Source organism: Roseateles sp. GW821-FHT03B02, assembly GCF_059421025.1.
In genome coordinates this window covers 360,192-385,912 of the sequence record NZ_JBWKUV010000001.1, presented here as the reverse complement: position 1 = coordinate 385,912, position 25,721 = coordinate 360,192, and the positions used below count along the sequence as shown (strand labels likewise).

General features: G+C 68.3%; 24 protein-coding genes and 1 other RNA gene. 15 read left to right on the top strand and 10 right to left on the bottom strand.

The window, feature by feature from the left end; translation table 11 throughout:
* The first annotated feature begins 124 nt into the window (after positions 1 to 124).
* From AC07VX_RS01780 to AC07VX_RS01755, 6 genes are all read left to right on the top strand, one after another.
* Complete coding sequence (locus AC07VX_RS01780) at positions 125 to 1,042, top strand: LysR substrate-binding domain-containing protein (RefSeq protein ID WP_493163445.1); 918 nt, start codon at positions 125 to 127, stop codon at positions 1,040 to 1,042.
* 108 nt (positions 1,043 to 1,150) lie between these two features.
* Positions 1,151 to 2,038 (top strand): amino acid ABC transporter substrate-binding protein, encoded by an 888-nt coding sequence (locus AC07VX_RS01775; protein WP_493163446.1) that lies wholly within the window; start codon positions 1,151 to 1,153, stop codon positions 2,036 to 2,038.
* 81 nt (positions 2,039 to 2,119) lie between these two features.
* Positions 2,120 to 2,863 (top strand): amino acid ABC transporter permease, encoded by a 744-nt coding sequence (locus AC07VX_RS01770; protein WP_493163447.1) that lies wholly within the window; start codon positions 2,120 to 2,122, stop codon positions 2,861 to 2,863.
* A complete protein-coding gene (locus AC07VX_RS01765; protein ID WP_493163448.1) occupies positions 2,863 to 3,528 on the top strand; it encodes an amino acid ABC transporter permease in 666 nt (221 codons plus the stop codon). Before AC07VX_RS01770 ends, AC07VX_RS01765 begins: the two co-directional genes overlap by 1 nt.
* A gap of 13 nt (positions 3,529 to 3,541) precedes the next feature.
* Positions 3,542 to 4,276 carry an amino acid ABC transporter ATP-binding protein gene (locus AC07VX_RS01760; RefSeq protein WP_493163449.1) on the top strand — a complete coding sequence of 245 codons (735 nt, stop codon included), beginning with the start codon at positions 3,542 to 3,544 and terminating at the stop codon, positions 4,274 to 4,276.
* 73 nt (positions 4,277 to 4,349) lie between these two features.
* Entirely contained in the window at positions 4,350 to 5,345 is a 996-nt protein-coding gene (locus AC07VX_RS01755) for a catalase family protein (protein WP_493163450.1), read from the top strand.
* 28 nt (positions 5,346 to 5,373) lie between these two features.
* Here the strand turns inward: AC07VX_RS01755 and AC07VX_RS01750 are convergent, their stop codons facing one another.
* The 5 genes from AC07VX_RS01750 to AC07VX_RS01730 form a co-directional block, all read right to left on the bottom strand.
* Positions 5,374 to 6,246: a DUF4394 domain-containing protein gene (locus AC07VX_RS01750; RefSeq protein ID WP_493163451.1), complete on the bottom strand. Its 873-nt coding sequence runs from the start codon at positions 6,244 to 6,246 to the stop codon at positions 5,374 to 5,376.
* 214 nt (positions 6,247 to 6,460) lie between these two features.
* Positions 6,461 to 7,669, bottom strand: a complete 1,209-nt coding sequence (locus AC07VX_RS01745; protein ID WP_493163452.1) for a toxic anion resistance protein — start codon at positions 7,667 to 7,669, stop codon at positions 6,461 to 6,463.
* Entirely contained in the window at positions 7,666 to 8,307 is a 642-nt protein-coding gene (locus AC07VX_RS01740; RefSeq protein WP_493163453.1) for a hypothetical protein, read from the bottom strand. The genes AC07VX_RS01745 and AC07VX_RS01740 overlap by 4 nt, the downstream gene beginning before the upstream one ends.
* A gap of 8 nt (positions 8,308 to 8,315) precedes the next feature.
* Positions 8,316 to 9,974: a vWA domain-containing protein gene (locus tag AC07VX_RS01735; RefSeq protein WP_493163454.1), complete on the bottom strand. Its 1,659-nt coding sequence runs from the start codon at positions 9,972 to 9,974 to the stop codon at positions 8,316 to 8,318.
* On the bottom strand, positions 9,974 to 11,098 hold the full coding sequence (locus tag AC07VX_RS01730) for a hypothetical protein (protein ID WP_493163455.1): 1,125 nt from the start codon (positions 11,096 to 11,098) through the stop codon (positions 9,974 to 9,976). Before AC07VX_RS01730 ends, AC07VX_RS01735 begins: the two co-directional genes overlap by 1 nt.
* A 71-nt stretch (positions 11,099 to 11,169) precedes the next feature.
* On the opposite strand from AC07VX_RS01730, the gene pyrC reads away from it, so the two are divergent.
* The 5 genes from pyrC to AC07VX_RS01705 are packed head-to-tail and all read left to right on the top strand — an operon-like array spanning position 11,170 to position 16,079.
* Positions 11,170 to 12,204: a dihydroorotase gene (gene pyrC / locus AC07VX_RS01725; RefSeq protein ID WP_493163456.1), complete on the top strand. Its 1,035-nt coding sequence runs from the start codon at positions 11,170 to 11,172 to the stop codon at positions 12,202 to 12,204.
* Positions 12,201 to 13,016, top strand: coding sequence for an NYN domain-containing protein (locus AC07VX_RS01720; protein WP_493163457.1), 816 nt, complete (start codon positions 12,201 to 12,203; stop codon positions 13,014 to 13,016). The genes pyrC and AC07VX_RS01720 overlap by 4 nt, the downstream gene beginning before the upstream one ends.
* The gene (locus AC07VX_RS01715; protein WP_493163458.1) at positions 13,013 to 13,714 is read left to right on the top strand and encodes a DUF3025 domain-containing protein; all 702 of its coding nucleotides are present in this window, start codon (positions 13,013 to 13,015) and stop codon (positions 13,712 to 13,714) included. The genes AC07VX_RS01720 and AC07VX_RS01715 overlap by 4 nt, the downstream gene beginning before the upstream one ends.
* Entirely contained in the window at positions 13,711 to 15,078 is a 1,368-nt protein-coding gene (locus AC07VX_RS01710) for a S1 family peptidase (protein ID WP_493163459.1), read from the top strand. The genes AC07VX_RS01715 and AC07VX_RS01710 overlap by 4 nt, the downstream gene beginning before the upstream one ends.
* Positions 15,075 to 16,079 carry an FHA domain-containing protein gene (locus tag AC07VX_RS01705; protein ID WP_493163460.1) on the top strand — a complete coding sequence of 335 codons (1,005 nt, stop codon included), beginning with the start codon at positions 15,075 to 15,077 and terminating at the stop codon, positions 16,077 to 16,079. Before AC07VX_RS01710 ends, AC07VX_RS01705 begins: the two co-directional genes overlap by 4 nt.
* Positions 16,080 to 16,104: 25 nt before the next feature.
* Here the strand turns inward: AC07VX_RS01705 and cysK are convergent, their stop codons facing one another.
* The gene (cysK, locus tag AC07VX_RS01700; protein ID WP_493163462.1) at positions 16,105 to 17,022 is read right to left on the bottom strand and encodes a cysteine synthase A; all 918 of its coding nucleotides are present in this window, start codon (positions 17,020 to 17,022) and stop codon (positions 16,105 to 16,107) included.
* 38 nt (positions 17,023 to 17,060) lie between these two features.
* Here cysK and rnpB point away from each other — a divergent pair.
* The 4 genes from rnpB (at position 17,061) to AC07VX_RS01680 (ending at position 20,107) form a co-directional block, all read left to right on the top strand.
* An RNA gene (rnpB, locus tag AC07VX_RS01695) (RNase P RNA component class A) lies at positions 17,061 to 17,388 on the top strand.
* On the top strand, positions 17,378 to 17,869 hold the full coding sequence (locus AC07VX_RS01690; RefSeq protein ID WP_493163463.1) for a methyl-accepting chemotaxis protein: 492 nt from the start codon (positions 17,378 to 17,380) through the stop codon (positions 17,867 to 17,869). Before rnpB ends, AC07VX_RS01690 begins: the two co-directional genes overlap by 11 nt.
* Before the next feature lie 99 nt (positions 17,870 to 17,968).
* Positions 17,969 to 19,177: a multidrug effflux MFS transporter gene (locus tag AC07VX_RS01685; RefSeq protein ID WP_493163464.1), complete on the top strand. Its 1,209-nt coding sequence runs from the start codon at positions 17,969 to 17,971 to the stop codon at positions 19,175 to 19,177.
* A gap of 60 nt (positions 19,178 to 19,237) precedes the next feature.
* Entirely contained in the window at positions 19,238 to 20,107 is an 870-nt protein-coding gene (locus AC07VX_RS01680) for a carbonic anhydrase (protein ID WP_493163465.1), read from the top strand.
* 9 nt (positions 20,108 to 20,116) lie between these two features.
* Here AC07VX_RS01680 and AC07VX_RS01675 read toward each other — a convergent pair whose 3' ends face one another.
* The 4 genes from AC07VX_RS01675 to AC07VX_RS01660 all read right to left on the bottom strand — a co-directional run bounded on the left by AC07VX_RS01675 (position 20,117) and on the right by AC07VX_RS01660 (position 25,529).
* On the bottom strand, positions 20,117 to 20,836 hold the full coding sequence (locus tag AC07VX_RS01675) for a substrate-binding periplasmic protein (RefSeq protein ID WP_493163466.1): 720 nt from the start codon (positions 20,834 to 20,836) through the stop codon (positions 20,117 to 20,119).
* Between the two features lie 91 nt (positions 20,837 to 20,927).
* Complete coding sequence (locus AC07VX_RS01670; protein WP_493163467.1) at positions 20,928 to 23,255, bottom strand: ATP-binding protein; 2,328 nt, start codon at positions 23,253 to 23,255, stop codon at positions 20,928 to 20,930.
* Positions 23,256 to 23,346: 91 nt separating this feature from the next.
* Positions 23,347 to 23,946, bottom strand: coding sequence for a chalcone isomerase family protein (locus AC07VX_RS01665; RefSeq protein ID WP_493163468.1), 600 nt, complete (start codon positions 23,944 to 23,946; stop codon positions 23,347 to 23,349).
* 26 nt (positions 23,947 to 23,972) lie between these two features.
* Positions 23,973 to 25,529 (bottom strand): methyl-accepting chemotaxis protein, encoded by a 1,557-nt coding sequence (locus tag AC07VX_RS01660; RefSeq protein ID WP_493163469.1) that lies wholly within the window; start codon positions 25,527 to 25,529, stop codon positions 23,973 to 23,975.
* Between the last annotated feature and the right edge of the window lie 192 nt (positions 25,530 to 25,721).

The window sequence follows — 25,721 nt, the reverse complement described above, 5'->3', positions numbered from 1 at the left end:
GCGAGGCCCCTTCAGTTGAGGGGGCCGGACCGGGTTTGAGGGGGGGGCGCAGCGGCCTGTGCGGGAAACCACGGGTCGTACGGGTGGCGACGTCGGCTTGGGGCCCCTGGCTACACTGCCCTGCGTGGAAACCAAATGGCTTGAAGACTTCGTCAGCCTGGCCGAGACGCGCAGCTTCTCCCGATCGGCCCAGCTCCGCCACGTGACCCAGCCGGCCTTCTCGCGGCGCATTCAGGCGCTGGAGGCCTGGGCCGGGGTCGATCTGGTGGACCGCTCGTCGTATCCGACGCGGCTCACTGCCGCCGGCGCGACACTGCTGGCCCAGGCGGTGGAGCTGCTGGGCAATCTGCAGGCGACGCGCAACATGCTGCGCAGCCACCAGGCGGCCGACCAGGACATGATCGAGTTCGCCGTGCCGCACTCGCTGGCCTTCTCCTTCTTCCCGCACTGGCTGATGGGCCTGCGCCGCGGCTTCGGGGCGATCAAGTGCCGGCTCAATGCCGCCAATGTGCACGACGCCATGCTGCAGCTCAGCGAAGGCAACTGCGACCTGCTGCTGGTCTATCACCATGCCAGCCAGCCCTTGCAGTTGGACCCGGAGCGCTATCAGATGGCGTCGCTGGGCCATGAGACCCTGGCGCCCTATGCCAAGGCGGACGCCAATGGCGAGCCGCTGTTCCGCCTGCCTGGCCGGCCGGGACAGAAGATCCCTTTCCTGAGCTATGCGGCTGGCGCTTACCTGGGCCGCCTCGTCGAGCTCATCGTCAAGGAGGCGGACTGCGCGCTGAACCTCGACGCCATCTATGAGACCGACATGGCCGAGGGTCTGAAGGCGATGGCCCTGGAGGGGCACGGCTTCGCCTTCCTGCCGGCCAGCTCCGTGCAGAAGGAGATAGCCAGCGGCCGCCTCGTGCCGGCTGCGGCGCCGGGCACGTTCAGCGTCAGCATGGAGCTGCGCATCTATCGCGAGCGCCCCGAGCTGTCGCGCCGGCAGAAGCCCGCGGCCCAGGCGCTGTGGGACTATCTTGCGTCCGCGGCATGACCTCATCCCGCATGCGCATGCCACGTGTAAACCCGTATTCGGGCTGAGTGCGGGGCGTGGTCTGCTCATGCCTGTTATCGATATCCACTTCCTGTTGTTGGAGTCTCCATGAAGAAAGTTCTGCTCGTCGCAGCCCTGTTCGCTGGCGTTTCGGCCGTGCATGCCGAAGACACGCTGAAGAAGATCAAGGACAGCGGCGCGATCACGATGGGTGTGCGCGAATCCTCGGGCCTTTCCTACACCATCGGTGACGGCAAGTACGTCGGCTACCACATCGACGTCTGCGAGCATGTCGTCGCCGACCTGCGCAAGCAGCTGGGCAGCAAGATCGAGGTCAAGTACCAGCCCGTCACGTCGGCCAACCGCATCCCGCTGACGGTCAACGGCACCGTCGACCTGGAGTGCGGTTCCACCACCAACAACGCTGCCCGCCAGAAGGACGTCGCCTTCGCCGTGACGACCTATGTAGAAGAAGTGCGCATTGCCGTGAAGGCCAACTCCGGCATCACCTCCATCAACCAGCTCAACGGCAAGACGGTCGCCACCACGACCGGCACGACCTCGGTGCAGACTCTGCGCAAGCACGAGCGCGCCACGGGCGTGGACTTCAAGGAAGTCTTCGGCAAGGACCACGCCGACAGCTTCCTGCTGCTGGACTCCGGCCGCGCCGACGCCTTCGTCATGGACGGCTCCATCCTGGCCAAGAACATCGCCACGTCCAAGGCGCCGGCCGACTTCAAGATCGTCGGCGAGGTGCTGAGCGTCGAGCCCATCGCCATCATGATCCGCAAGGACGACCCCGCCTTCAAGAAGGCCGTGGACGACAGCATCAAGGCCATGATGAAGTCGGGCGAGCTGGCCAGGCTCTACGACAAGTGGTTCCTGCAGCCCATCCCGCCGACCAACACCAAGATCGGCCTGCCGCTGTCCGCCGCCACCAAGGACGCCTGGGCCAACCCGAATGACAAGCCGATGGAAGACTACGCGAAGAAGTGATTCGCGTATCGACCTGAACGGCCGCAAAGCGGGTGCCTGGCACCCGCTTTGCTTTAGACGAGAGGCTTGAGGAGAAGGCCCATGAGTTGGGATTGGCAGTTCTACTGCAATGACACCGCCACCGGCGAGGCCGTCGCCGGCTGCTTCGGCCCTGGCGGCAAGGAGCAGACTTATCTGCAATGGATGCTGCACGCATGGGGCTGGACGCTGACCGTCTCGCTGCTGGCCCTGGTGCTGGCGCTGGTCGTGGGCTCGCTGATCGGCATCATCCGCACGGCGCCCAACAAGTGGCTGGCGCGCTTCGGCGAGGCGTGGACGGAGCTGTTCCGCAACATCCCGCTGCTGGTGCAGGTCTTCCTCTGGTACCACGTCATCCCGTCGCTGTTCCCGGTGCTGCGCGAGGCGCTGCCCCCGTCGGTGCTGATCGTCTTCGCGCTGGGCTTCTTCACCAGCGCCCGCATCGGTGAGCAGGTCAAGGCCGGCATCCAGACCCTGCCGCGTGGCCAGCGTTACGCCGGCCAGGCCATGGGCATGACCCTGCCTCAGACCTACCGCTTCGTGCTGCTGCCGATGGCGTTTCGCATCGTCATCCCGCCGCTGACCAGCGAGAGCATGAACATCGTCAAGAACTCGGCCGTGGCCTTCGCGGTCAGCATTCCCGAGCTGGCGCAGTTCGCCCAGCAGGCCTCGGAAGAGACCTCGCACTTCGAGGAGATCTTCATCCCCGTGACGGCGCTCTATTTCATCTCCGCCTTCGCGATCAACCGCGTTGCCAAGTTCATCGAGGCGCGCGTGCGCATCCCCGGCACGGTGGGAGCGAAGTGATGCTGAACCTCGACTACTCCTTCCTGAACTGGGCCGTCATCCAGAGCTTCATTGCCAAGGGCTTCTGGTTCTCCATCCAGCTCACGCTGGTCTCGATGATCGGCGGCATCATTCTCGGCACGTTGCTGGCGATGATGCGGCTGTCCAGCCACAAATGGCTGTCGGCGCCGGCGGCCTTCTATGTCGACACGCTGCGCTCCATCCCGCTGGTGATGGTGATCCTGTGGTTCTTCCTGCTCATCCCCAAGCTTCTCGGGCCGCTGGGCGGGCAGATGTCGGCCTTCATCACCTTCACGCTGTTCGAGGCCACCTACTATTCCGAGATCATGCGTGCCGGCATCCAGTCGGTGTCCAAGGGCCAGGTCAACGCCGGCTACGCGGTCGGCATGACCTACGGCCAGACGATGCGCTTCGTTGTGCTGCCCCAGGCCTTTCGCAACATGCTGCCGGTGCTGCTGACCCAGACCATCATCCTCTTCCAGGACACCTCGCTGGTCTACGCCGTCGGCGAGTACGACCTGCTCAAGGGCTTCGAGGTCGCGGGCAAGAACTTCAACCGCCCGGTCGAGACCTACCTCGTGGCCGCCGTCGTCTATTTCGTCATCTGCTTCGGCCTGTCGCAGCTCGTGCGGCGCCTGCAGAAGAAGATCGCCATCATTCGTTGAGCCGAGCATCGCCATGATCGACATCAAGAACATCTCCAAGTGGTACGGCAGCTTCCAGGTGCTGACCGATTGCACGACATCCATCAAGAAGGGCGAGGTCGTCGTCGTCTGCGGGCCCTCGGGCTCGGGCAAGTCGACGCTGATCAAGACCGTCAACGCGCTGGAGCCCTTCCAGAAGGGCGACATCGTCGTCGACGGCATCTCCATCGCCGACCCCAAGACCAACCTGCCCAAGCTGCGCTCGCGCGTGGGCATGGTGTTCCAGCACTTCGAGCTCTTTCCCCACCTGTCGGTGACGGAAAACCTGACCATCGCGCAGATCAAGGTGCTGGGCCGTTCGGCCGAGGATGCCAAGGCACGCGGCCTGAAGATGCTGGACCGCGTGGGCCTCATCGCCCACAAGGACAAGTTCCCCGGCCAGCTCTCCGGCGGCCAGCAGCAGCGCGTGGCCATCGCCCGTGCGCTGTCGATGGACCCCATCGTCATGCTGTTCGACGAGCCCACCTCGGCGCTGGACCCCGAGATGGTCGGCGAAGTGCTGGACGTGATGGTGCAGCTCGCCAACGAGGGCATGACCATGATGTGCGTGACGCACGAGATGGGCTTCGCCAAGCGCGTCAGCAACCGCGTCATCTTCATGGACGCCGGCAAGATCATCGAGGACTGCAGCAGCTCGGACTTCTTCAACAAGCCCGAGGAGCGCTCGCCGCGCGCCAAGGACTTCCTGGCCAAGATCCTGCAGCACTGAGAGCGGATCGAGCACAGGACCCGCGTCCTGTGCGACGCCTAACGAAGGGCAGCGCGCATGCAGGCGTGCTGGCATGAAAAGGGGCATCGCCATGAGCAGCGTCGGCACGGGATGGAAGGAAGTCATCGCGGCCGACGAGACCGCCCGCCATGCCGAGGCGGCGCGCATGATGGCCGAGATGCAGAAGCGCAAGGACGAGCGCTACGGCGCCGGTCGCGCCCTGCACCGCAAAGCCCTGGCTGCCTTGCGCGGCAGGTTGCGGGTACTGGACGGCCTGCCCGAACACGCGCGCCATGGGCTCTTTGCTCAGTCCGGCGAGCACGAGGTCTGGGTGCGCCTGTCCAACGGCGCGATGGACCGGCAGAGCAACCGCCGGCCCGACATCCGCGGCTTCGCGATGCGGGTCTTCGGTGTCGAAGGAGAGGCAGCGCTGGGCGGCCGCACCGACCACCAGGACATCTCGCTGATCAACCAGACGGCCTTCGCCTTCCCCGACAGCCGCCACTTCTTCGGCCTCGTGGAGGCGGCCGGCCGTAGCCCCGGTGCCGTGATCGGCTGGATGCTCAAGACCTTCGGCCTCGTTGGCGGCTTCAGGCAGCTCAAGAAACTGGCAGCGACGGCCGGCAAGCCCTTCACGGGATTTGCCACCGAGGTCTTTGCCAGCACTCTGCCCATCTGCTGCGGGCCTGCGGCGGCCAAGGTCCGCCTGCTGCCACCCACAGGGGTGAAGCCGCGTGCCGACGTCAACGGCGACTGGGCCGGCGACCTCGCCGCCCACGCCGCAGCCGGGCCGCTGAAATACCGGCTGCAACTGCAGTTCTTCGTCGACGAGGCGCGCACGCCCATCGAGGACGCCAGCGTCGAGTGGCCCGAGTCCGTTGCGCCCTTCCTCGACGTGGCCGAGCTGACGCTGGACGCGCCTTCCACCGACGCCGACTTCATCGCCCATGTCGAGGCCGGGGTCTTCGACCCCTGGCAGGCCCTGGTCGCGCATCGGCCGCTCGGCGAGGTCATGCGGGCCCGCAAGGTAGCCTACTTCAGCAGCCAGCAGACGCGAGGGGCCGTCTAGGCGCGGGCCGGCCGTGCCGCGGATGCGCTCAGGGTTCGATGGCCGCTCCCACCAAGGGGCCACCGGCCACGCTGCCGATGCGCGCCGCCTTGCCGGTCGCCAGGTCGATGCGGTACCAGGCTGATTTGCCGTCTGCCGTGATGGCGGCGTAGGCGGCGTTGGACACATCGGAGATGTCCAGCGTCGCGTGCTGGAAGCTGCCGATGCCCAGCGATCCCACGGTGTAGAGCCTGCCCGTATTGGGCGACACGGCGGGCTGCACGCCTTCCTTGCTGCCTTGGTGCACCAGCACGCCCTGGCGGCCGTCCAGCGCGTAGTTGGTTGTGATCTTGTCGTTGTCCTTGTTGTACGTGTAGCCGGCCGCGACGACGCCCGGCGTCTTGCCGGCGTTCACGTCGGCGGCGTCGTAAGCGAGGCGGCCGTCGAACTGCACGCCCGGCTCGTTGGGGTTGCCGTCGACGATGGCGCCGGTGTCAGGGTGCAGGCGCAGGTTGTAGCCCGCGTCGTTGACGACGCGGATGCGGTCCACCGTCGGGTTGAAGTCGAAGCCCCATTCGGTGGCGCCCTCCTTGGGCAGCGCATTGGGCGTGCCGATGGCGCTGGCCGTGCCCGTCTTGGTGTCGATGCGGTAGAGCTGGCCGCTGGCGCCCAGGCCGAAGAGCTGCCCTTTGGCCACGCGGTAGTCGATGCCCAGCAGCGTGTCGCCGGCGGCGAGGCCCGTCAGCGGCTTGGTGGACAGCGTCTTCTGCGGCTGGCCGGCGTTGAACTGGATCAGCTGGTTCGCTGCCGTGACGGCGTAGATCATCTCCTTGGCCGGCGGGCCCATGGCTTGCATCGGCTCGTTGGCGCAGGCGGCGAGCAACGCGGCCGCGGCGGCCAGCGTGAGGGCATGACGGGTCATGGCATCTCCTGAGGGTGGGGCGAACGCGTTATACGCGCGACCCTGGCCTCGTGGATGCCTTGACCCTTGGACGAACATGCCGCCCGAGGCCTCGACGCGCTGGCCAGTGATCCAGCCGGCACCCGGTCGCATCCGCGTCGCCGCCACACGCCACGCCGCGTGCGCGACTTCATGGACTGGCTGACGGGCTGCTCGCCCGGCACCTGGACGAAGCCTAGAGCCTGACCGGCCCGTCGATGGCCGCGCCGCCCGACATCGCCGCCTTGGCCTGCTGCTGGCGCACGCGGTCGATGTAGGTCTCCGAGCGCGCCAGCTGTTCCTGGATGAGCTTGTTGTTGGTGCCCATGGTCGCGATGGCCTGGCTGCGGAAGTTGTCCATCGCGTCCATGGCCTGGAAGGTCTGGTCGAACATGGACTGGATCTGCTGGATGCCCAGCATGGGGTTGGACGAGAACTCGGCCGTCGCGTCCACATGCTGGTTCAGCGCCGTTCCGGTCTGGTGGATCAGATCGCCGATGGTCTTGTTGACGCCCTGCAGCATCTGCATGACCTCGATCTGGTTGCCGGTGGCGCGGGCCACGGTCTGGGCCACGGCCAGCGCGCTCATGCCGGTGGTGGCGACGCGGTCGCAGCCGATCATCATTTCGCGGCCGGTCTTCTTCAGCACGTCCAGCGCCAGGTAGCCGTTCACGCAGACGGCCTGCTGGGTCTGGATGTCGGCCAGGTTCTGGCGGGCGTAGAACAGCACCTCCTGCTCCAGCGCCTTGGCGCGCAAAGGATCGCCGGCCTTGAGCTGCTGCACGCGCTCGTCCAGGCGCGAGTCCAGCGTGCGCGCGAAGCGCGCGGCGGCGGCCAGGGCCTGCATGGCCTCCCACAGCTTGCCGCGCGTGGCCTCGATGTCGATGACGTCCTTCTGGATGTCGTCCTTGGCGGCGTAGAGCTGGGTCATGGCCGTCTGCAGCTGCGAGCTGGCCGACTCGAACTTGCGGAAATAGGCCTCCAGCTTGTTGCCGAAGGGGATCAGCCCCAGCAGCTTGCGCGGCTGCAGCAGGTCGCCGTCCTTGCCCGGGTTGAGCTCGTCGAGCTGGCCGCGGATGGCGGCGATGGCCTTGTAGGCCGGCGTGTCCGTCGCGCCGACGAAGTTGCGCTGCATCAGGCTGCCCTGCATCAGGCCGGCGGCCACGCTGATCTCCTGGCGCCCGAGCTGGAAGGCGCTGTCCAGCTTGGCCTTGAAGGGCTCGCTGTGCAGGTCTTCCTTCTCCAGCGCCTCGATGAAGCGGCGCACCTGCTCGTCGACCTTGTCCGCCACTTCGGCCTTCAGCGGCACGGCCTCGACGGCCTGCGGCGGCTGGACCGGCGTGATGACCTCGGGCGGCGTCAGCGTGAAGGCGGGGGCGGCGGTCGTCGTGGTCGTGGTGTTCATGCGATGTCCTTGCTGCCGAACTTCTGGTTCAGGAATTCACTGTGGCGCAGGAAGGCCTGGGCGTCCTGCGAGGCGAGGTCGTCGCCGAGCTGCTCGACCTTGGTCTCCAGCTCGGCCAGCACGCCCTCGAAGGTGGTCTGGGCCGTCTTGCCGTTGGCCAGCAGCTTGGTGGTGGCGAACTGCGGCGGGATGCTGAGATAGGTGTTCAGCGCCTGTGGCAGATAGCTGATGGCGATGTGGCGGGCATGGAAGGTCTCCTGCAGGCTGAGCTGGCCCTTGCTGCGCTCCCACTGGTCGAGCAGGGCTTCGAGCCGGCGGCACAGCTGCTGGATGCGCTGGGCCAGGGCGCTGGGGATGCGGCCGCCGGGGTTGTGCTCGGTAAGGCCGCGCACGCCCGCCAGCGCCCGGCCCATGGCCTCGCGGGCGTCGCCTTCGTCCTCGAACTTGAGCGCCTCCCAGGCATCCTCGCGCGTGCTCGGCCAGCCCCACCACAGCGCGCCGGCCACCAGGCCGACGACGTAGCCCAGCGCCGCGACGCCCAGGCCCCAACTGCCCAGAAAGCCCAGGCCCTTGAGCACCAGCACGCCGGTCGCCGCCAGCAGGCCACACCAGTTGGCTGGCGCGTTCAGCCATCTCAACACGCTGCTCATTGGTAGGCCCGGATGTCCTTGAACACCGCGTAGAGCGGCGTCTTGCGCGCGTCGAAGACGCGGCCGCCGGTGATCTCCACCAGCGCCTTCAGGTCGCCCGCGTCGGCCTCGCCAAACAGCACCATGAAAACGGGAATGCCGCGCACATCTTCGGGCAGCTGCTCGTAGGCGCGCTTGAAGTCCTCCAGCCGCCGGCCCATATTGCTCTTGCCGTCGGTGAAGGCGACGACGGAGTACTGGTAGTCGGGGTTGCGCTTGCGCTCCTCCAGCATGTTCTGCAGGCCGGCCAGCACCGCGTCGTAGAGCGCCGTGCCGCCGGCCATCCTCAGCTCGTCGGCGGCGTCGCGCACGCGCTTGAGTTCGGCCAGCTTGGCCTCGGTGTCGGCCTGGGGCTGCACGCCTTTGGCCACCTTGCTGCCGGCGGGGATCTCGAAGGCGACGGGCTCGCGCACGCGGTCACTGAAGGGCAGGAACCACAGGCGTTCGCGATTGCTCAGCTTGGCGACGCGGCCGGTCAGCGAGGCGTCGGCGCCGGCCAGGTAGTGGATGGCCTCGACCAGCTGCTCGCGGCGCTTGCCCTGCATGCTGCCGCTGGTGTCCAGCACGAAGGTGCTGGCGATGGGCTTGCGGAACTCGTTCAGGTAGGCGTCGATGAGGCCGTCGGCCAGCTGGCGGTCGGGCGAGAAAGGCAGCTCCACCTGGAAGCCGCGCGCCGGCAGGAGGTCGGCGACCTGGGCGGCCAGCTCGGACTTGATGGGCCGGCGCAGCGTCTGCCTGGCCAGCCAGAGCTGGGCAGCGTCGCTCTTCAGATAGTCCACCACCTTCTGGTAGTCGGCGCGGCGCGCGTCGTTGAGCAGCATGAAGGGGTAGTCGGCCGTGGCCACGCCCTCGAAGGGGTAGATCAGATGCAGGGGCTCGCGCAGCTTGCCGCTGGCGTTCAGCGTCAGCAGCCAGCTCTCGTAGTTGATGAAGGCGTTGGCGCGGGTGCCCTGCTGCTTGATGAACTGCTCGGCCAGATAGGTGGAGTTGTCCCCCACGATCTTGTAGCCCTTCAGGAAGTCGGCAATCGCGCCGCGGTCCACATCGGCCGCGCCCATCGCCTCACCCTTGCCGCCGGCCGCCGCGACGACACCCAGCAGGGCCATGAAGCCCTGGTTGCTGGTGGCGGGGTTGGAGAGGGCGTACTGCAGCTTGCCCTGCTTGGCGGCGCGGGTGATGTCGGCCCAGGTCAGCTTGGCGTCGGGTCGATCCCAGCCGTTCTTCGTTGCGTCGCTCTTGCTGACGCCGACGGCCATCGGCGACAGCATGATCTTTTCCTGCAGCTTGACCTTGCGCTGGCCGGTCGCGTCACTGAGCAGGTATTTGGCGTTGGCGAACCAGGCCGCGTCGGGCGCGGGCTTGCCGGCGCTGTCACCGCTAAGCACTTCCTGGGTGCTCTCCATGGTGCCGCCGAAGCGGAACTGCACGTCCACGCCGGTGGCCTGGCGGATCTGGGCGGCCAGGGGCTCGATGTCCTTCAGATCGCTGGTGGCCAGCACCTGCAGCGGCGCACCGGTCGCGGCGGACGGCGGCGCCGATGGCGCGGGTGCTTCTTCAGCCTTCTTGCCGCAGGCGGCGAGCAGCGTGAAGCTCAACAGGAGCAGGGTGCGGCGCATCACTGGTTCATCTCCCGGCTGACGATGTCGATCATTTCAAACATCAGGTCGAACCCCGGCGGGTCGATGACCTGATTCAGCTTTACGTCCACGGCGAGGCCAGCGGTCTTGGCGGCCTCGGCGAAGGCGGCCGTGTCGCCGGTGCGGAAGCCTTGCTCCAGCGCCACGGCCTGCAGCGTCTTGTTCGTCGCCAGCAGTTCGGCCAGCTGCTTGCCGCGCTCGTTCAGCGCCACCAGCACCCATTTGTTGACGATGGTGGGCTGCGGATACATCAGCACCATCTCGGGCCGCACGCCGCCCTTGAGCGCCTGGGCCACCATCTGGGCTTCGTAGATGAAGGTCAGCGGCGTCTTGCCCATGCCGATGGCGAGGTAGTCGTCGAAGGCGCCGTTGACGTAGTTCTCCTGGAAACCCTGGCGCTTGAACAGCTCGGCGAGTTGCGTCGCGTACTTCTGCGCTGCGGCGCGGTCGGCCACCACGTCGCCATTCAGCGCGGCAGACGTCAGCGCCAGGTACATCGCGGCGGAGTTGCTGCGGCGGATGTCGGTCGTGCTGACCAGCACACTGCGCGACACCGCATAGTCGCCGCTGGCCTTCAGGTCGCGCCAGCGCTGCTTGGCCAGCATTGCCTGGGTCAGCTTCTCCATGTCCAGGCTGTAGACCTTGGGCGCCTGCGCCTTGGCCATGCCGTTGGCCGCCAGGATCCTGGCGACCGGCTCCCAGGACGCGACGACCAGCGGCGTGTGGAAGGGTGAGGTTTGCGTCGCCGTCTTGCCGGCCTTGCGGGCGGCGTCGGCAATCATATTGGCCGCGACCACGCCGCTGGCGATGAAGAAGTCGGGCTGGTCGGCCGCGCCGACCTTGGCAGCCATGTCGCGGCTGCCCACGCGGGCCACCTGCACCGGTAGCTTGGCGCCGCCTAGCACCTTGGTGACGCGCTCATCCTTGAAGAAGGCTTCCACATCGACGGCGATCAGCCCTTTGAGCGGCTCGGCGCTCGCGATGGCCGCCTGCTCCTGCGCGATCTGCTTGTGCTCCTCGTTGCTGCGCAGTGCAAAGAAGAGGGCGCCACCGAAGGCTGCCAACAGGACCAGGGTGCCGACCAAGCGTTTCGCGTTGTTCATGATGGGGGGCGCTGTCTCCTTTTCGATCAGGTGCGGAGTGTGCATCCTTCCGGCGGAGACAATCGCGCCTCATGAGTGACATCCTTACCCTCACCCGCCCTGACGACTGGCACTTGCACCTGCGCGACGAGGCGGCGCTGGCCAGCGTGCTGCCCTACACCGCGCGCCAGTTCGCCCGCGCCATCGTCATGCCCAATCTGCGCCCGCCGGTCACGACGGCTGCCCAGGCAGCGGCCTACCGCGGTCGCATCCTGGCCGCGTTGCCGGAAGGTTCCGACTTCCAGCCGCTGATGACGATGTACCTGACGGACAACACGCCGCCGGACGAGATCAAGCGAGCCAAGGAGGCTGGCGTCGTCGCGCTGAAGCTTTACCCCGCGGGCGCCACGACCAACAGCGATGCCGGCGTGACCGACATCCGCAAGACCTACAAGACGCTGGAAGCCATGCAGCGCGAGGGCCTGCTGTTCCTGGTGCACGGCGAGGTGACCGACGCCGACATCGACGTCTTCGACCGCGAGGCCGTGTTCGTCGACCGCGTGATGACGCCGCTGCGTACCGCCATGCCCGAGCTCAAGGTCGTCTTCGAGCACATCACGACCAAGGAGGCGGCCCATTACGTCACCGAGGCCGACCGCTTCACGGCTGCCACCATCACGCCCCAGCACCTGCTCTACAACCGCAACGCCCTCTTCACCGGCGGCCTGCGCCCGCACTACTACTGCCTGCCCGTGCTCAAGCGCGAAGAGCATCGCCAGGCGCTGCTGAAGGCGGCGGGCTCGGGCCTGCCGAAGTTCTTCCTCGGCACCGACAGCGCGCCGCACGCCGCCCAGCTGAAGGAAAACTCGGTCTGCGGTGCCGGCTGCTTCACGGCCATCTCGGCGCTGGAGCTGTATGCCGAGGCCTTCGAGGCCATCGGCGCCCTGGACAAGCTCGACGCCTTCGCCGGTCACCATGGCCCCGACTTCTACGGCCTGCCGCGCAATACCGGCACCGTCACGCTCAAGCGCGAGCCCTGGACGCTGCCTTCCGCGGTGCCCTTCGGCGAGGCCCAACTGAAGCCGCTGCGCGGCGGAGAGACCCTGCAATGGAAACTGATCGGATGAAGAAGGTCGCCTTCCTCGTCGACTTCGACAACGTCGCGACGGACGTCATCGAGCAGGCGCTGAACGCCGTGTTCAAGGACTACGGCGCCGCCCACATCCGCCGCGCCTACTGCAACGCCGAGCAGGCGCTGCGCGAGCAGAGCTTCCTGAAGCGCCTGGGCCTGCGCGCCATCGTCAACCTCGCCATCGGCAAGAACTCGACCGACATCGCGCTGGCGGTCGACGCGATGGACCTTGCCATCACCGAGAAGCCCGACGTCATCGTGCTGGTGTCGTCCGACAGCGACTTCGCACCGCTGGTGCTGAGGCTGCGCGAGAAGGGCGCCTGGCTGCGCGGCTTCGGCCAGCACGGCAAGACGGGCGACGGCGTCATCCAGATCTACGACCAGTTCAATGAGCTGGCCCATGGCGCCACGCGGCCAGCCGCGAAGCGGGAGCCTGCCAGGAAGGCTGCAACGCCCCGGTCCGCGGCGAAGAAGGTGGCGCCAGCCAAGGTCGAGGCATCGGCGCCCAAGCCGACGCCGGCCGCCGCACCCAAGCCCGTGGCTGCGCCCAAGCCTGCGGCTGCGCCCAAGCCGGCGTCGGTCGATGCCAACGTTGTGGCGGCCAGGGAGATCAACGCCGTGCTCGCTGCCTGCCCCAGGCTGGCCGATGGCCAGTGGCATGACCTGGGCGCCGCGGCCAAGGTGCTGAAGGAGGCCGGCCTGTTGGCGAAGTCCGCGCCGGCCACCAAGCTTTTCCGCAAGCATCCCCAGGCCTTCCAGCTGCAGCCCGACAAAAACCCCAACCAGGTGCGTTTCGGCCACGGATGATCGATGCCGACTGGGCGCAGCCCTGGTTCTCGCCCTACCGCGAGGTGGCAGGGCCGGTGCTGACCCGGCTGGCAGTCGGCCAGCCGGTGCATCGCGCCCTGGGCCATGAGCGCTTCGAGCCGGTCGGTGGCTTTTCGGGTGATTACGAGCAGCACGTCGCCACCACCGGCCGCGTGCCCACGCGTGACAACGCGCATGACCTCTTCAACGGCCTGGTCTGGCTGCGCCATCCGGCCTTCAAGGCCGGGTTGAACCGTGCCCACATCGGCGCTCCGCCCGCCCCGCCCGGGCAGCGCGGTCCGGTGCGCGATGCCCTCACGCTGCTGGATGAAAGCGGCCTGCTGCTGGCCGCGCCCCCGGCCTTGCAGGCCGCGCTGCGCGCGCACGACTGGACGGCGCTCTTCGTCACGCGCCGCCGGCTGTGGCGGCAGACGCGGGCGCTGGTCGTCGGCCATGCGCTGCTGGAGAAGCTGCAAGCCCCGCGCAAGCCGCTGTGTGCCCGCGTGCTGCTGGTCGACGATGTCGAGGCGCCGATGCTGCCAGTGGTGCTCAGTCCCGCCGTGCTGCCGCCGCTGCCCGTGCTCGGCATTCCCGGCTGGTGGCCCCCGAATGAGGTGCCGGGCTTCTACGCTGACCACCGGGTTTTCAGGCCAAAGCAGCTAGCATCGGCGCCCTCCCTCGGAGGTTCCGCTTGTTGACGAAGTCCCGCTTGAAGTCGCTGTTCGGCCTGGTGCTTGCCGGTATGGCCTGCGTCGCCGCCGCCCAGCAGGCGACGCCGCCCCCCGCGGCCCCTGTCGCGCCTGCCACCCCCCAGGCCCAGCAGCCGCCCACCGTGTCTGCCAGCGCCCGGCGCCTGTACGAGCGCAGCAAGGGCCAGCTGCTGCAGATCCGCACGCTGCTCAAGACCCAGGACAGCCAGGCTTCGGTCGGCTCGGGCTTTCTCGTCAGCGACGACGGCCACGTCGTCACCAACTACCACGTCATCAGCCAGTTCGCGCTGGAGCCCGACAGCTACCGGCTGCGCTACGCAACGACCGACGGCCAGGGTGGTGCGCTGGAACTGCTGGACTTCGACGCTCGCCGCGACCTGGCCCTGCTGCGCGCCGTCGGCGATGGGCTGAAGGGCCGCGGCGCGCTGGGTTTCAGGCCGCAGAGCCAGCCGCTGGCCAAGGGCGAACGCATCTACTCGATGGGCAACCCGCACGACGTGGCCTTCGCCGTCGTCGAGGGCAACTACAACGGCCTGGTCGAGCGCAGTTTCGACCCGCTCATCTACTACGCCGGCGGCATCAACCCCGGCATGAGCGGCGGCCCGGTGCTGGACGAGGATGGCCTCGTCGTCGGCGTGAACGTGTCGACGCTGCTGTTCGCCCAGCAGGTCAGCTTCCTGGTCCCGGGCGAATTTGCCGAGAGCCTGGTCAAGCGCAGCATCAATGCCAAGCCCATCCGCGCAGCAGCCTGGGGCCGGCTGCGCGACCAGCTCACCCGCTACCAGGACGAGCTCGTCATGCGCTTCCTGGCCCTGCCCTGGGAGAGCGCCAACCACGACCGCTACCGCCTGCCCGTGCCCAAGCAGGACTTCATGCGCTGCTGGGGGAGGGGCACCTCGGCCGACACCAAGGGCCTGGACTTCGAGCGCTCGCAGTGCCGCATGGACCATGCCCTCTTCGTCAGCGGCAATCTGCAGACGGGCTGGCTGGACATGTCCCATGAGGCCTATGACGGCAGCAAGCTCGGCGCGCTGCGCTTCGCGCGCCAGTATTCGGGCAGCTTCCGCAACGAGCGCCTGGGCGCCGCCGACAAGTCGCGCACCGCGCCCTATTGCAAGGAGCAGTTCGTCGACCGAGAAGGCCTGCCGCTGCGCGCCGTCGTCTGCCTGCGTGCCTACCGCAAGCTGGACGGGCTTCACGACCTCAGCATCCTCGTGACGACCGTGGACGCCGCCAAGCAAGGGGCCCTGGGCCGCTTCGACGCCCGCGGCGTCAGCTTCGACAACGCGCTCAAGCTCGCGGCGCACTACCTGGAGGGCTTCGCGTGGACGAACAGCAGCAAGGCCAAATGACGCCTGCCGCCGTGGCCGTGCCCGCCGCCGCCGTCGTCGAGCTGCTGGGCCGCGATGGCCGCGCCGCCCTCGTGCAGCGCGTGACCCGCTGGCCGGTGAGCATCGGCCGCTCGCCGGCCTGCGACATTGTGCTGGACGACGCCCATCTGGCCGCCGAGCATGCCGAGCTCCACATCACGCTCGAAGGCAGCGTGCGGCTGAAACTGCTGGACAGCCGCAACGGTGGTTCGGTGGCAGCCCGGCGCTTGGTCGCAGGCGACGAGGCCACGCTGCCGGTCGGCGGCGCCTTCCAGCTTGCGGGCTGCTCGCTGCGCCTGCGCACCAGCGCAGACATGCTCGCGCCGGAGCTGCCACTGGTGGTACACCCGGTGCGCCACTGGGCGCTGCTGCCGCTGCTGCTGCTGTCCATGGTGTTCTTCCAGTGGGTCGACCGCTGGAGCGCCGTCGACCCCGACGCGCGCTGGGTGGATTACGCCTCGCCGCTGCTTGCGCCGCTGGCCTTCGTGCTCGGCTGGGCCGGGCTGTGGTCGCTGGCCAGCCAGCTCTTCCAGCACCGCTTCCCGTTCACGAAGCACCTGCGCCGCGCCCTGGTGGTCATCGTGGCGCTGCAGCTGCTCGAGTGGCTGCTGCCGGCCCTGGCCTATGCCTTGTCCTGGCCGCGGCTGATGGCGCTGGAGTCGCTGAGCACGCCAGTGGGGGCCGCGGTGCTGATCGCCTGGCACGCCCGCCTGGTCTGGCCGGGTGCGCGGCGCACGCTGAACGGCGGCATCGCCGTCCTGCTGCTGCTGGGCCTGGGCCTGCAGGTGGGCAACCGCCAGGAGCAGCAGTACGTCTTCGGCCCGCCCTACCTGGCCAGCCTGCCGCCGCCGGCCCTGCGCCTGGTCGGCACCCAGTCGCCCGAGACCCTCATCGAATCCCTGAAGCCACTGAAGGCCGAGCTGGCCCGGCAGGCGCGCAAGGACAACGAGGGCGCCGGCGACGAGGACGGCGGCGGCGAGTGAGCCGCCGCGTCGTCGGCGAACGCCGTCAGGCCTGGGGCAGGAAGCCCTCGACCGACAGGTAGCGCTCGCCGGTGTCGTAGTTGAATCCCAGCACCCGCGCGCCGGCCGGCAGTTCCGGCAGCTTCTGGGCGATGGCGGCCAGCGTGGCGCCGCTGGAGATGCCCACGAGCAGGCCCTCCTCACGGGCGCAGCGGCGGGCGTACTCGCGGGCGGCCTCGGCCTCGACCTGGATGACGCCGTCCAGCAGCGCCGTGTCCAGCACGGCCGGGATGAAGCCCGCGCCGATGCCCTGGATGGGATGCGGGCTGGGCTGGCCGCCGCTGATGACCGGGCTGGCACTCGGCTCCACGGCATAGACCTTGAGCCGCGGCCACGCCGCCTTCAGGACCTGGGCGCAGCCGGTGATGTGGCCGCCGGTGCCGACGCCGGTGATCAGCGCGTCCAGACCCTCGGGGAAGTCGCGCAGGATCTCCTGGGCCGTGGTCCTGACGTGCACGGCCGGATTGGCGCCGTTCTCGAACTGCTGCGGCATCCACGAGCCCGGGTGCTGCTCCAGCAGCTCGCGGGCGCGGGCGATGGCGCCTTTCATGCCCTTTTCGCGCGGTGTCAGGTCGAAGCTGGCGCCGTAGGCCAGCATGAGCCGGCGGCGCTCGATGCTCATGCTGTCGGGCATGACGAGGATGAGCTTGTAGCCCTTGACGGCTGCCACCATGGCCAGGCCGACGCCGGTGTTGCCCGAGGTCGGCTCGATGATGGTGCCGCCCGGCTTGAGCAGGCCCTGGGCCTCGGCGTCCTCGACCATGGACAGCGCGATGCGGTCCTTGATCGATCCGCCCGGATTGCTGCGCTCGGACTTGACCCACACCTCGGCCGCGCCGAACAGGCGCTGCAGGCGGATGTGGGGGGTGTTGCCGATGGTGTCGAGGACGCTGTGGGCCTTCATGGGCTCTCCTGTGGGGAAGCGGGGATAATCGCTAGTGTGAAGCAAGCCAGACCGCCGCTGGGGCAATCTCGGAAACGAGGCCCTGGAGGAAGGTCCGGACTGCACAGAGCGGCGTAGCAGCTAACGGCTGCCCGGCGAAAGCCGAGGATCAGAGCAACAGAGACGAGTTCTGTCGGGTTCGCCCGACAGAGGTGAAACGGGCAATCTCTACGCGCAGCAACACCAAGTAGGCCAGCGTTGATGCGGCTCGCAGAGCTGGCGGGTAGGTGGCACCGAGCCGGGCAGTGATGTCCGGCCCAGAGGAATGGCGGTCACGCCGGGGGCGACCCCGGTGCACAGAATCCGGCCTATCGGCTTGCTTCACTCTTTCTTTCTCCCTTCACTGCCGATCTTCTCGCTCGCCAAGCGCGCTCGCACCGTCTGGATTGCGCAGCACCAACGGGCGTTTCACCGGCCATCTGGCAGGCGCGGGCGAGCAGGGACGGGGTTCGCCGTCGCCGCCGGCGAGGTGAGAGCGCTGGCCCAGCGCAGCGCGCAGGCGGCGTGCGAGATCAAGAGCCTGATCGGCGCCAGCGTCGAGAAGGTGGAGGCAGGCAGCCGCCTGGCAGGCGAGGCCTGCACGACGATGGGCGACATCGTCAGCCAGGTGGACCGCATGACGGACCTGATGGCCGAGATTCATGCCTCCGCCACCGAGCAGCGCAGCGGCATGGGCCAGGTCAATCAGGCGGTGGCCGCCACCGACCAGGACACGCCGCAGAGCGCGGCCCTCGTCGAGCAGGCCGCTGCGCTGCTGCAGCGCAGCGCCCAGTTCAAGATGGCGCCGCAGTGGCGCGGCCTTGCCTGAGGCGGCCATCAACCCTGCGAAGGCGCGGTCGGGAGGGGCTCGATACACTGCCCGACGGCCGCAACAGGCGGCCTTCTTGCACGTCTACCGACCGCCTCGATGAATCCTGACGCCAGCCGCCTGTGGCGCGCGCCCCGCTGGGCCCTGTCCGTGCTGCTGGCCTGCCTGGCCATGGTCGGACCCTTCTCCATCGACACCTATCTGCCAGCCTTTGCCGGCATTGCCGCGGCGCTGGACGCGACGCCGGTGCAGATGCAGCAGACGCTGTCGGCCTATCTGCTGGGGTTCGCCTTCATGAACCTTTTCCACGGCGCGCTGTCGGATTGCTTCGGCCGCCGGCCCGTCGTGCTGATCGGCCTGAGTGCCTTCACGCTCGCCAGCATCGGCTGCGCCGTGGCGGGCTCCATCGGCCAGCTGGTGTTCTGGCGCACGGTGCAGGGCATGTCGGCCGGCGCCGGCATCGTCGTGTCGCGGGCCATCATCCGCGACATGTTTCCGCCGGCGGACGCGCAGCGCGTGATGTCGCAGGTGACGCTGTTCTTCGGCGTCGCGCCGGCCATCGCACCCATGGTGGGCGGCTTCCTGTTCGTGCACGCAGACTGGCATTCCATCTTCTGGTTCCTGACCGCCGTCGGCACTCTGCTTCTGGTGTCGAACTGGCGGCTGCTGCCGGAGACGCTGCATCCGAGCCTGGTCCAGCCCTTTCATGTGGGCGCGCTGCTGCGCGAGTACTGGCGGCTGTGCAGCAGCCCCAAGTTCATGATGCTGGTGCTGGCCAGCGGCATCCCGTTCAACGGCATGTTCCTCTACGTGCTGGCCACACCGGTCTTCCTGGGCGAGCACCTGCACTTCGCGCCGCAGCAGTTCTTCTGGTTCTTCCTTTGCTCCATCGGCGGCATCATGGCTGGTGCCGCGGTCAGCGGGCGCCTTGCCGGCAAGATGAGCCCGAAGCGCCAGATCATGCGGGGCTTTCGCGTCATGTTCGCGGTGTCCATCGCCAACATCGCGCTCAACCTGTTCGCGCCGCTGAGCGCCTTCTGGGCCCTGCCCATGGTGGGCCTGTTCGCCTTCGGCTGGGCCCTGATGGTGCCGGTCGTCACGCTGCTGGTGCTGGACCAGGTGCCCGAGCGCCGTGGCATGGCCTCGTCGCTGCAGGCCTGCATCGGTTCGGCGGCCAACGGCCTGGTTGCCGGCCTGCTGGTGCCGCTGGTCATGCATTCCACCGTGGCCCTGGCGGTCACGTCGGGCGGGCTGATGCTGATCGGCCTGGGCGCCTGGTACGGTGTCCGGCGCTCCGTCGCGGGCTGATCCGGCGCCATTCGTCGGGCCCCGCTCAAGCCCGCCGCGGCAATGCCGAAAATCAGCGTCATGAGAAAGCGCGTACTCGCTGCTGTCTGCCTGTTCGCGCTCGCGGCCCAGGCGCAGGAACCGACCAAGGAGCCCGTGGAGGTGCTGCGCCAGCGTCTGGCGGAGCGTCTGTCCACCAAGAGCGAGGCGGCCACCGCCAGGACGGCGCCCAAGCCGGCTCGGCCGGCCAGGGCCGAGCCCAAGGCGCCCGTCCCGTGGGGCTACACCGGCGACGTGGGCCCCGAGCGCTGGGCCGAGCTGGCGCCCGAGAACAAGCTCTGCGCCGTCGGCACGCGCCAGAGCCCCATCGACATCCGCGACGGGCTGTCGGTCGACCTGGAGCCCATTGCCTTCGACTACCGCAGCAGCAGTTTCTCGGTGCTGGACAACGGCCACACCATCGTGGTCAGCGTCGCGCCGGGCAGCGGGCTGACGGTCATGGGGCGGCGCTACGAACTGCTGCAGTTCCACTTCCACCGCCCGAGCGAGGAGCGCATCAATGGCCGGCCGTTCGACATGGTGGCCCACCTCGTGCACCGGGACGCGCAGGGGCGGCAGGCCATCGTCGCCGTGCTGCTGGAGCGCGGCAGCGACGACAAGCCCCAGCCACTGATCCAGACGGTCTGGGCCAATCTGCCGCTGGAGAAGGGCGAGGCGCTGGCCGCCCAGGTGCAGATCGACCTGAGCCAGGTGCTGCCCGCCGAGCGCGGCTACTACACCTACATGGGGTCGTTGACCGAGCCGCCCTGCACCGAAGGCGTGCTGTGGATGGTGATGCGCCAGCCGGTGGCCTTGTCGAGCCAGCAGCTCGGCGTCTTTGCCAAGCTCTATCCGATGAACGCGCGACCGTTGCAGGCCGGTTCGGGCCGCCTGATCAAGGAGTCCCAGTAGGCCGCCGGTCTACGGCCCGTAGCCTGCGGCGGCGTGGATCTTCTTGATCGTGCCCTTCTTGTCCAGCTGCTGAAGCGTCGCGTTGAGCAGCCGTACCTGCTCATCAGGCAGCTGCTTGTTGCAGGCCAGGTACATCTCGGTGCGATTGAAGGTCAGCACCGGTTCGATGCCGCCGAGGCCCTGCTGCCTGAGCCGGTACTGGCCGATCAGCCGGCCCGTGGCCCAGTAGTCGATGCGGCCCGCCAGCAGCTTCTTGGGGTTGGCGTCGTCGCTGGGCGCCACGTCCACCAGATAGCCGCGCGTCTGCAGATAGCTGACGATGGCGTCGCCCTGGTAGCTGCCGATGCGCATGTTCAGCGCTTCCTCCAGGTGCGCCGGGCGGCTGGCGCCGCTGCGCGCGAACAGCGTCCAGTCGTTGACCACCAGCGGGCCGATCCAGCGGTAGAGGTCCTCGCGCTCGGGCGTGCGGGACATGGAGTACACGCAGGTGTTGATCTGGGTGCGGGCCATCGCGATGGCCCGGGCCCAGGGGTAGACCGCGATTTCGTAGTCCACGCCTGCGCTGTCCAGCAAGGCCTTGACGATCTCGGTCGAGACGCCGACGACCCGGCCCTGGGCGTCGCTCATGTTGTAGGGCGGGTATTCCTCGGTCGCCAGCACCAGTCGCTGCTGGGCCTCGGCGAGCACCGAACCGCAGAGAACCAGCAGTCCGAAAACGAACGTCTTCACGGTACCTCCCTCCGAATGCGGCCAAGCGGCGTTGGACGACTCTAGCGCCACGCCCGGCGCCCGGACAGGTCGCCGCGTCGTCAGCAGGGCTTCAGAGGGCCGCCCGGTGCCGCACATGCCTGGCGCCCGACAGCCAGTCATGCAGCGTCGCGAACAGCTGCTCGGCGACGACGGGCTTGGCGACATGGTCGTCCATGCCGGCGTCCAGGCAGCGCTGGCGCTCCTCGTCGAAGGCATTGGCCGTCATCGCCAGGATGGGCAGTTGCGCGCCCTGCGGCAGGCGGCGGATGGCGCGCGTGGCGTCCAGGCCGTCCATGACGGGCATCTGCACGTCCATCAGCACCAGCGCGTAGTCACCGGTCTTCACCATGTCGATGGCCTGCCGGCCGTCGACCGCCACATCGACGGTCAGGCCGGCGCTGCCGATCAGCGCGACAGCTACCTCCTGGTTGACCGGGTTGTCCTCGGCCAGCAGGATGCGGCACGGGTGGGCTTGGGCCAGTTCGGCCAGCCGCTCGCGGGCGGAATGCGGCCGCGGTGCCGCGACCGGCGCAACCGGTGCGCGGGCAGCGGCCTCGACATTGAGTGCGAACCAGAAGCTGCTGCCGCGTCCCAGCGCGCTCTCGACGCCGACGCTGCCGCCCATCAACTCGGCCAGGCGCCGGCAGATGGCCAGGCCCAGCCCCGTGCCGCCGTAGCGGCGCGTCGTGGAACTGTCGGCCTGCTCGAAATCGCGGAACAGCCGGCCCTGCGCGTCGGGCGCGATGCCGATGCCGCTGTCCTGCACCTCGAAGCGCAAGGCCAGGCCGGGGCCGGGCCGGCCGGGGTCGACGCGGGCGCGCAGGCGCACGAAGCCGCTGTCGGTGAACTTGACCGCGTTGCCGGCGAAGTTGAGCAGCACCTCGGAAATGCGCTGCGGGTCGCCGACGAGGACGCGGCCGCGCAGTTCGGGCGCGATGTCGGTCTCCACCCGCAGCCGCTTGGCCGCGGCGGCCTGGGTCGTCATGTTGGCGATGTTGTCCAGCACCTGGTCGACAGTGAAGTCGCGCTGGTCCAGGCTCACCTTGCCGGCCTCGATCTTGGAGAAGTCCAGCACGTTGTTGATGACGCTGAGCAGGTGCTCGGCGGCGTTGGCCACTTTCTGCAGGCGCTGCTGCTGCTCGGGCTCGATGGTGTCGCTCTGGGCCAGGTAGGTCAGGCCGATGATGGCGTTCATGGGCGTGCGGATCTCGTGGCTCATGTTGGCCAGGAAGGCGCTCTTGGCCAGGCTGGCGGCCTGGGCCGCCTGCGTGGCCTCGGCCAGTTCGGCGGTGCGTGCCTCGACCAGCTCTTCCAGGTGGTGGCGGTAGCGCTCCAGCTCCAGCGCGTCGCGGCGCTGGCGCGAGATGTCGGTCAGGAAGCCGTGCCACAGCACGCTGCCGTCGGCCTCGCGTTGGGCAATGGCATTGCCATACAGCCAGCGCTCGCTGCCGTCGGCCTGGGGCGTGCGGAACTCCTGCTGCCAGGGGCTGAGGTTGCGTGCCGAAGCCAGCAGGCTCTCGCGCACCGCGGCGCGGTCGTCGGGGTGGATGCGCTCGAACCAGGGTGCGGCGCCGCGGCTCAGCTCGGTGCTGCCGAGCAGGAAGTATTCGCGCACGGCCTCGCTGACGTAGGCGAAGCTGAATTCGCCGTTCACGGCCAGGCGCAGCTGGTAGACGACGCCGGGCACCGTCTCGGCCATGCCGCGCAGCCGCTCGATGAGGTTGCGCTGGGCGTCGAACTGCTGCTGCAGTGCGTCGCGCATGTGCTCCAGATGGCTGCCGAGCAGGCCGATCTCGTCTTCCCGCGTGTGCTGCAGCTTGGCGCTGAAGCGGCCCTCGGCGAGGTCGTTGGCGAAGTCGCCGAGCTCGCGCAGCGGGCGGAACAGGCGCGAGTTCAACAGCCACAGCACCAGGGCCAGCGAGGCCAGCAGCTGGCCCCCGACGGTGGCGCCGTAAAGCCAGCGCTGGCGCAGCACGGCCGTCGTGCTGAGGTGGTCGTCGATCTCGATCTGGATGTGGCCGATGCGGGTGGCGCCGCGCAGGATGTCGCGCTCGCCGGTCAGCGTCTGGCCCAGGCGCCGCTCGGGCAGGTGGTTCTCGATGAAGGGCAGGCCCTGGGAAGCATCGCTGACGCTGACGCGCACGACCTCGGGCGACTTGACGATGGCCGACACGACTTCGCGCGCCGCCACGGCATCCAGGTTCCACAGCAGCTCGGGCAGGCTGCTGGCCAGCACGTCGAGCTTGGCGTCGAGGTCGCGTTGCAGCGACTGCTCGGCCACCTTGGCTTCGCGCAGGCCGATGAAGAGGCCGCCCACGATGAGGGCCGGCAGCAGCAGGCCGATGCTGGCACCCAGGGCCAGGGCGGCAAAGAGCGAGGACGAAGGCTTGCGGCTCAAGATGCGGTCATGCTGCCAAGGGATTGGGGCGCCTCAAGCAAGACGCGCCACGTCGCGGTGGCGGCGTGGCGCGTCTGCCGGGGCATCAGAGTCAGCCCTTGCCCAGCAGGGCGGGCTTCAGCGAAGAATCGACCGGCTTCTCGCCCAGCCAGATCTTCAACAGCGCGTTGTAGAAGCCGAGCTCCGGCATGGCCTCGCCCAGCTGCTTGCCGTTGAAGGACATCAGCGTGCCGGTCCCGGGCACCCAGTCCACCGTCACGGTGTCGCCCTTCTTGGCCTGGGGGATGCTGACGAAGGCGTCGCCGAACTGGGCCAGTTGGTTGACGAACTTGGAGCGCTCGGCCTTGTCGGTGTTGGCCGTGATGCCGGCCAGGAAGGCCTGGCCCAGTTCGTCACCGGTCACCTCGCGCATCATGGTCAGCGCGAAGCGGCGGGGGCCGGTCGACTCGAAGACGGCGGCCGGCGTGTCCTTCTTCTCGGTCAGGTACAGACCCAGCACATAGACCTTGACGACGATGCGCGTGCGCACGCCGGCACCGTTGAGCTTGAGCTCCTTGCCGGCGACCTTGACCGAGTCTTCCAGCTTGACGCCGGCCACTTCGGCCGCCTGGGTCAGGCCGGCGAGCCCGAGGGCAAGCCCGAGTGCGAGCGTCTTGCCGTTCAGCCAACGGGTGACGGGGTTCGTCTTCATGCAGTCTCCTGTTTTTGGGGCGAGATTCAGTGGGCGGCGTCGAGCTTGAAGAGGCTGACGACCTCCTCCAGCCCCTGGGCCTGGCTGCGCAGCGAATCGGCCGCGGCCGCGGCCTGCTCGACCAGGGCGGCGTTCTGCTGCGTGCTCTTGTCCATGTCCTGGATGGTATGCGTGACGCGCTCGATGCCGGAGCTCTGTTCGGCGCTGGCATGGGTGATCTCGCCCATGATGTCGGTCATCCGTTGCACGCTCGCCACCACGCCCTGCATGGTGTTGCCGGCCTTGGCCACGAGCTCGCTGCCCAGCGCGACCTTCTCGACCGAGTCGCCGATGAGGCGCTTGATCTCCTTGGCGGCGTCGGCGCTGCGGCCTGCCAGCGAGCGCACCTCGCCGGCGACGACCGCGAATCCGCGGCCCTGCTCGCCGGCGCGGGCGGCTTCGACGGCGGCATTCAGCGCCAGGATGTTGGTCTGGAAGGCGATGCCGTCGATGACGCTGATGATGTCGACGATCTTCTTGGAAGAGGCGTCGATGCTGCCCATGGTGCTGACGACCCTGGCCACCACCTCGCCACCCTCGCCGGCGACCTGGGAGGCCGCCTTGGCCAGCTGATTGGCCTGCTGGGCGTTCTGGGCGTTCTGCTGCACCGCGTTGGTGAGCTCGCGCATGGCCGAGAAGGTCTGCTCCAGCGATGCTGCCTGCTGTTCGGTGCGCTGCGACAGGTCCAGATTGCCGCTGGCAATCTCGCTGGACGCCGACGAGATGGACTCCGTGCCCTCGCGCACGCGGCCGACGATGCCCTTCAGGCTCTCGTTCATGTCGTGCAGGGCCTGCATCAGCTCGCCGGTCTCGTCGCGGCCGCGCACCTCGATCTCGCTGGTCAGGTTGCCCGAGGCCACCTTGCGGGCCACGTTCACGGCGCCGCGCAGCGGGTTGACGATGCCGCGGGTGATCAGCACGCCGGTCAGCACGCTGGCGGCGATGGCCGCCGCCGCCAGCGCGAGCAGCAGCAGGGCCGTCTTGCTGGCCACGCGGTTGGACTTCTCGCCGGCTGCGTCCATGCCGGCGTTGCGTGTCTCGACCAGCTTGTCCAGCGCGGCCATGTACTTGACCTGGGCTGCGCGTACCGAGAACTGGAACTTCAGCGGCGCGCCCTCGGTGTCGCCGGAGGCCACCGTCTTCACGAACGCGGCCTGGGCCGGCATGAACTTGGCCCGCGCCTCCTTGACGGCCTTGAGCTGCTCCACGCTGGCCTCGTCGGTCAGCAGCGGTTCCAGCTCGGCCATGGTCTTTTCATGGGCGGCCATGTTGCTGGCGACCGTGTCCAGCTCCTTCTTGATCTGCTCCTCGCCGGTCATGATCAGCGTCGTCATCATGCTGCGCACGGCGTCACCCAGCTGGCCCTTGGCCTTGTTGGCCAGCGCCACTGCCTTGTAGTCGACGCTGAGCAACTGGCCGACCTCGCCGTTCAGCGTCTGGATGCCGACATAGCCCAGTCCGGCCATCGCCACCAGGCAGGCAATGACGACGGTGAAGCCGGCGGCAAGCCGTTGTCCGATGCGCATATGGGACAAAAACTTCATGGAGCGTCCTTGTTTGGGTTCGGGTGGAGCGTCTCGGGATTCGAGTTCTGGGAAGAGAACGCTGAAACAGCATGAAATTTCAGCAGATATTGCGGGCGCCAAAGCATTCTGAGCGCCGTGCTGCAAAGGTTTGCCGTGATTTGTGCGGCAAAACCCACGCAGTCCTCCCGGTGGGCGGGCGGAGGTGGGGTG

Excerpts from the sequence above, each read along its gene's own strand:
- AC07VX_RS01775 (WP_493163446.1), top strand. The coding sequence starts at position 1,151 with ATGAAGAAAGTTCTGCTCGTCGCAGCCCTGTTCGCTGGCGTTTCGGCC.
- AC07VX_RS01770 (WP_493163447.1), top strand. The coding sequence starts at position 2,120 with ATGAGTTGGGATTGGCAGTTCTACTGCAATGACACCGCCACCGGCGAG.
- AC07VX_RS01765 (WP_493163448.1), top strand. The coding sequence starts at position 2,863 with ATGCTGAACCTCGACTACTCCTTCCTGAACTGGGCCGTCATCCAGAGC.
- AC07VX_RS01760 (WP_493163449.1), top strand. The coding sequence starts at position 3,542 with ATGATCGACATCAAGAACATCTCCAAGTGGTACGGCAGCTTCCAGGTG.
- AC07VX_RS01755 (WP_493163450.1), top strand. The coding sequence starts at position 4,350 with ATGAAAAGGGGCATCGCCATGAGCAGCGTCGGCACGGGATGGAAGGAA.
- AC07VX_RS01750 (WP_493163451.1), bottom strand. The coding sequence starts at position 6,246 with ATGACCCGTCATGCCCTCACGCTGGCCGCCGCGGCCGCGTTGCTCGCC.
- AC07VX_RS01745 (WP_493163452.1), bottom strand. The coding sequence starts at position 7,669 with ATGAACACCACGACCACGACGACCGCCGCCCCCGCCTTCACGCTGACG.
- AC07VX_RS01735 (WP_493163454.1), bottom strand. The coding sequence starts at position 9,974 with ATGCGCCGCACCCTGCTCCTGTTGAGCTTCACGCTGCTCGCCGCCTGC.
- AC07VX_RS01730 (WP_493163455.1), bottom strand. The coding sequence starts at position 11,098 with ATGAACAACGCGAAACGCTTGGTCGGCACCCTGGTCCTGTTGGCAGCC.
- pyrC (WP_493163456.1), top strand. The coding sequence starts at position 11,170 with ATGAGTGACATCCTTACCCTCACCCGCCCTGACGACTGGCACTTGCAC.
- AC07VX_RS01720 (WP_493163457.1), top strand. The coding sequence starts at position 12,201 with ATGAAGAAGGTCGCCTTCCTCGTCGACTTCGACAACGTCGCGACGGAC.
- AC07VX_RS01715 (WP_493163458.1), top strand. The coding sequence starts at position 13,013 with ATGATCGATGCCGACTGGGCGCAGCCCTGGTTCTCGCCCTACCGCGAG.
- AC07VX_RS01705 (WP_493163460.1), top strand. The coding sequence starts at position 15,075 with ATGACGCCTGCCGCCGTGGCCGTGCCCGCCGCCGCCGTCGTCGAGCTG.
- cysK (WP_493163462.1), bottom strand. The coding sequence starts at position 17,022 with ATGAAGGCCCACAGCGTCCTCGACACCATCGGCAACACCCCCCACATC.
- AC07VX_RS01685 (WP_493163464.1), top strand. The coding sequence starts at position 17,969 with ATGAATCCTGACGCCAGCCGCCTGTGGCGCGCGCCCCGCTGGGCCCTG.
- AC07VX_RS01680 (WP_493163465.1), top strand. The coding sequence starts at position 19,238 with ATGAGAAAGCGCGTACTCGCTGCTGTCTGCCTGTTCGCGCTCGCGGCC.
- AC07VX_RS01665 (WP_493163468.1), bottom strand. The coding sequence starts at position 23,946 with ATGAAGACGAACCCCGTCACCCGTTGGCTGAACGGCAAGACGCTCGCA.
- AC07VX_RS01660 (WP_493163469.1), bottom strand. The coding sequence starts at position 25,529 with ATGAAGTTTTTGTCCCATATGCGCATCGGACAACGGCTTGCCGCCGGC.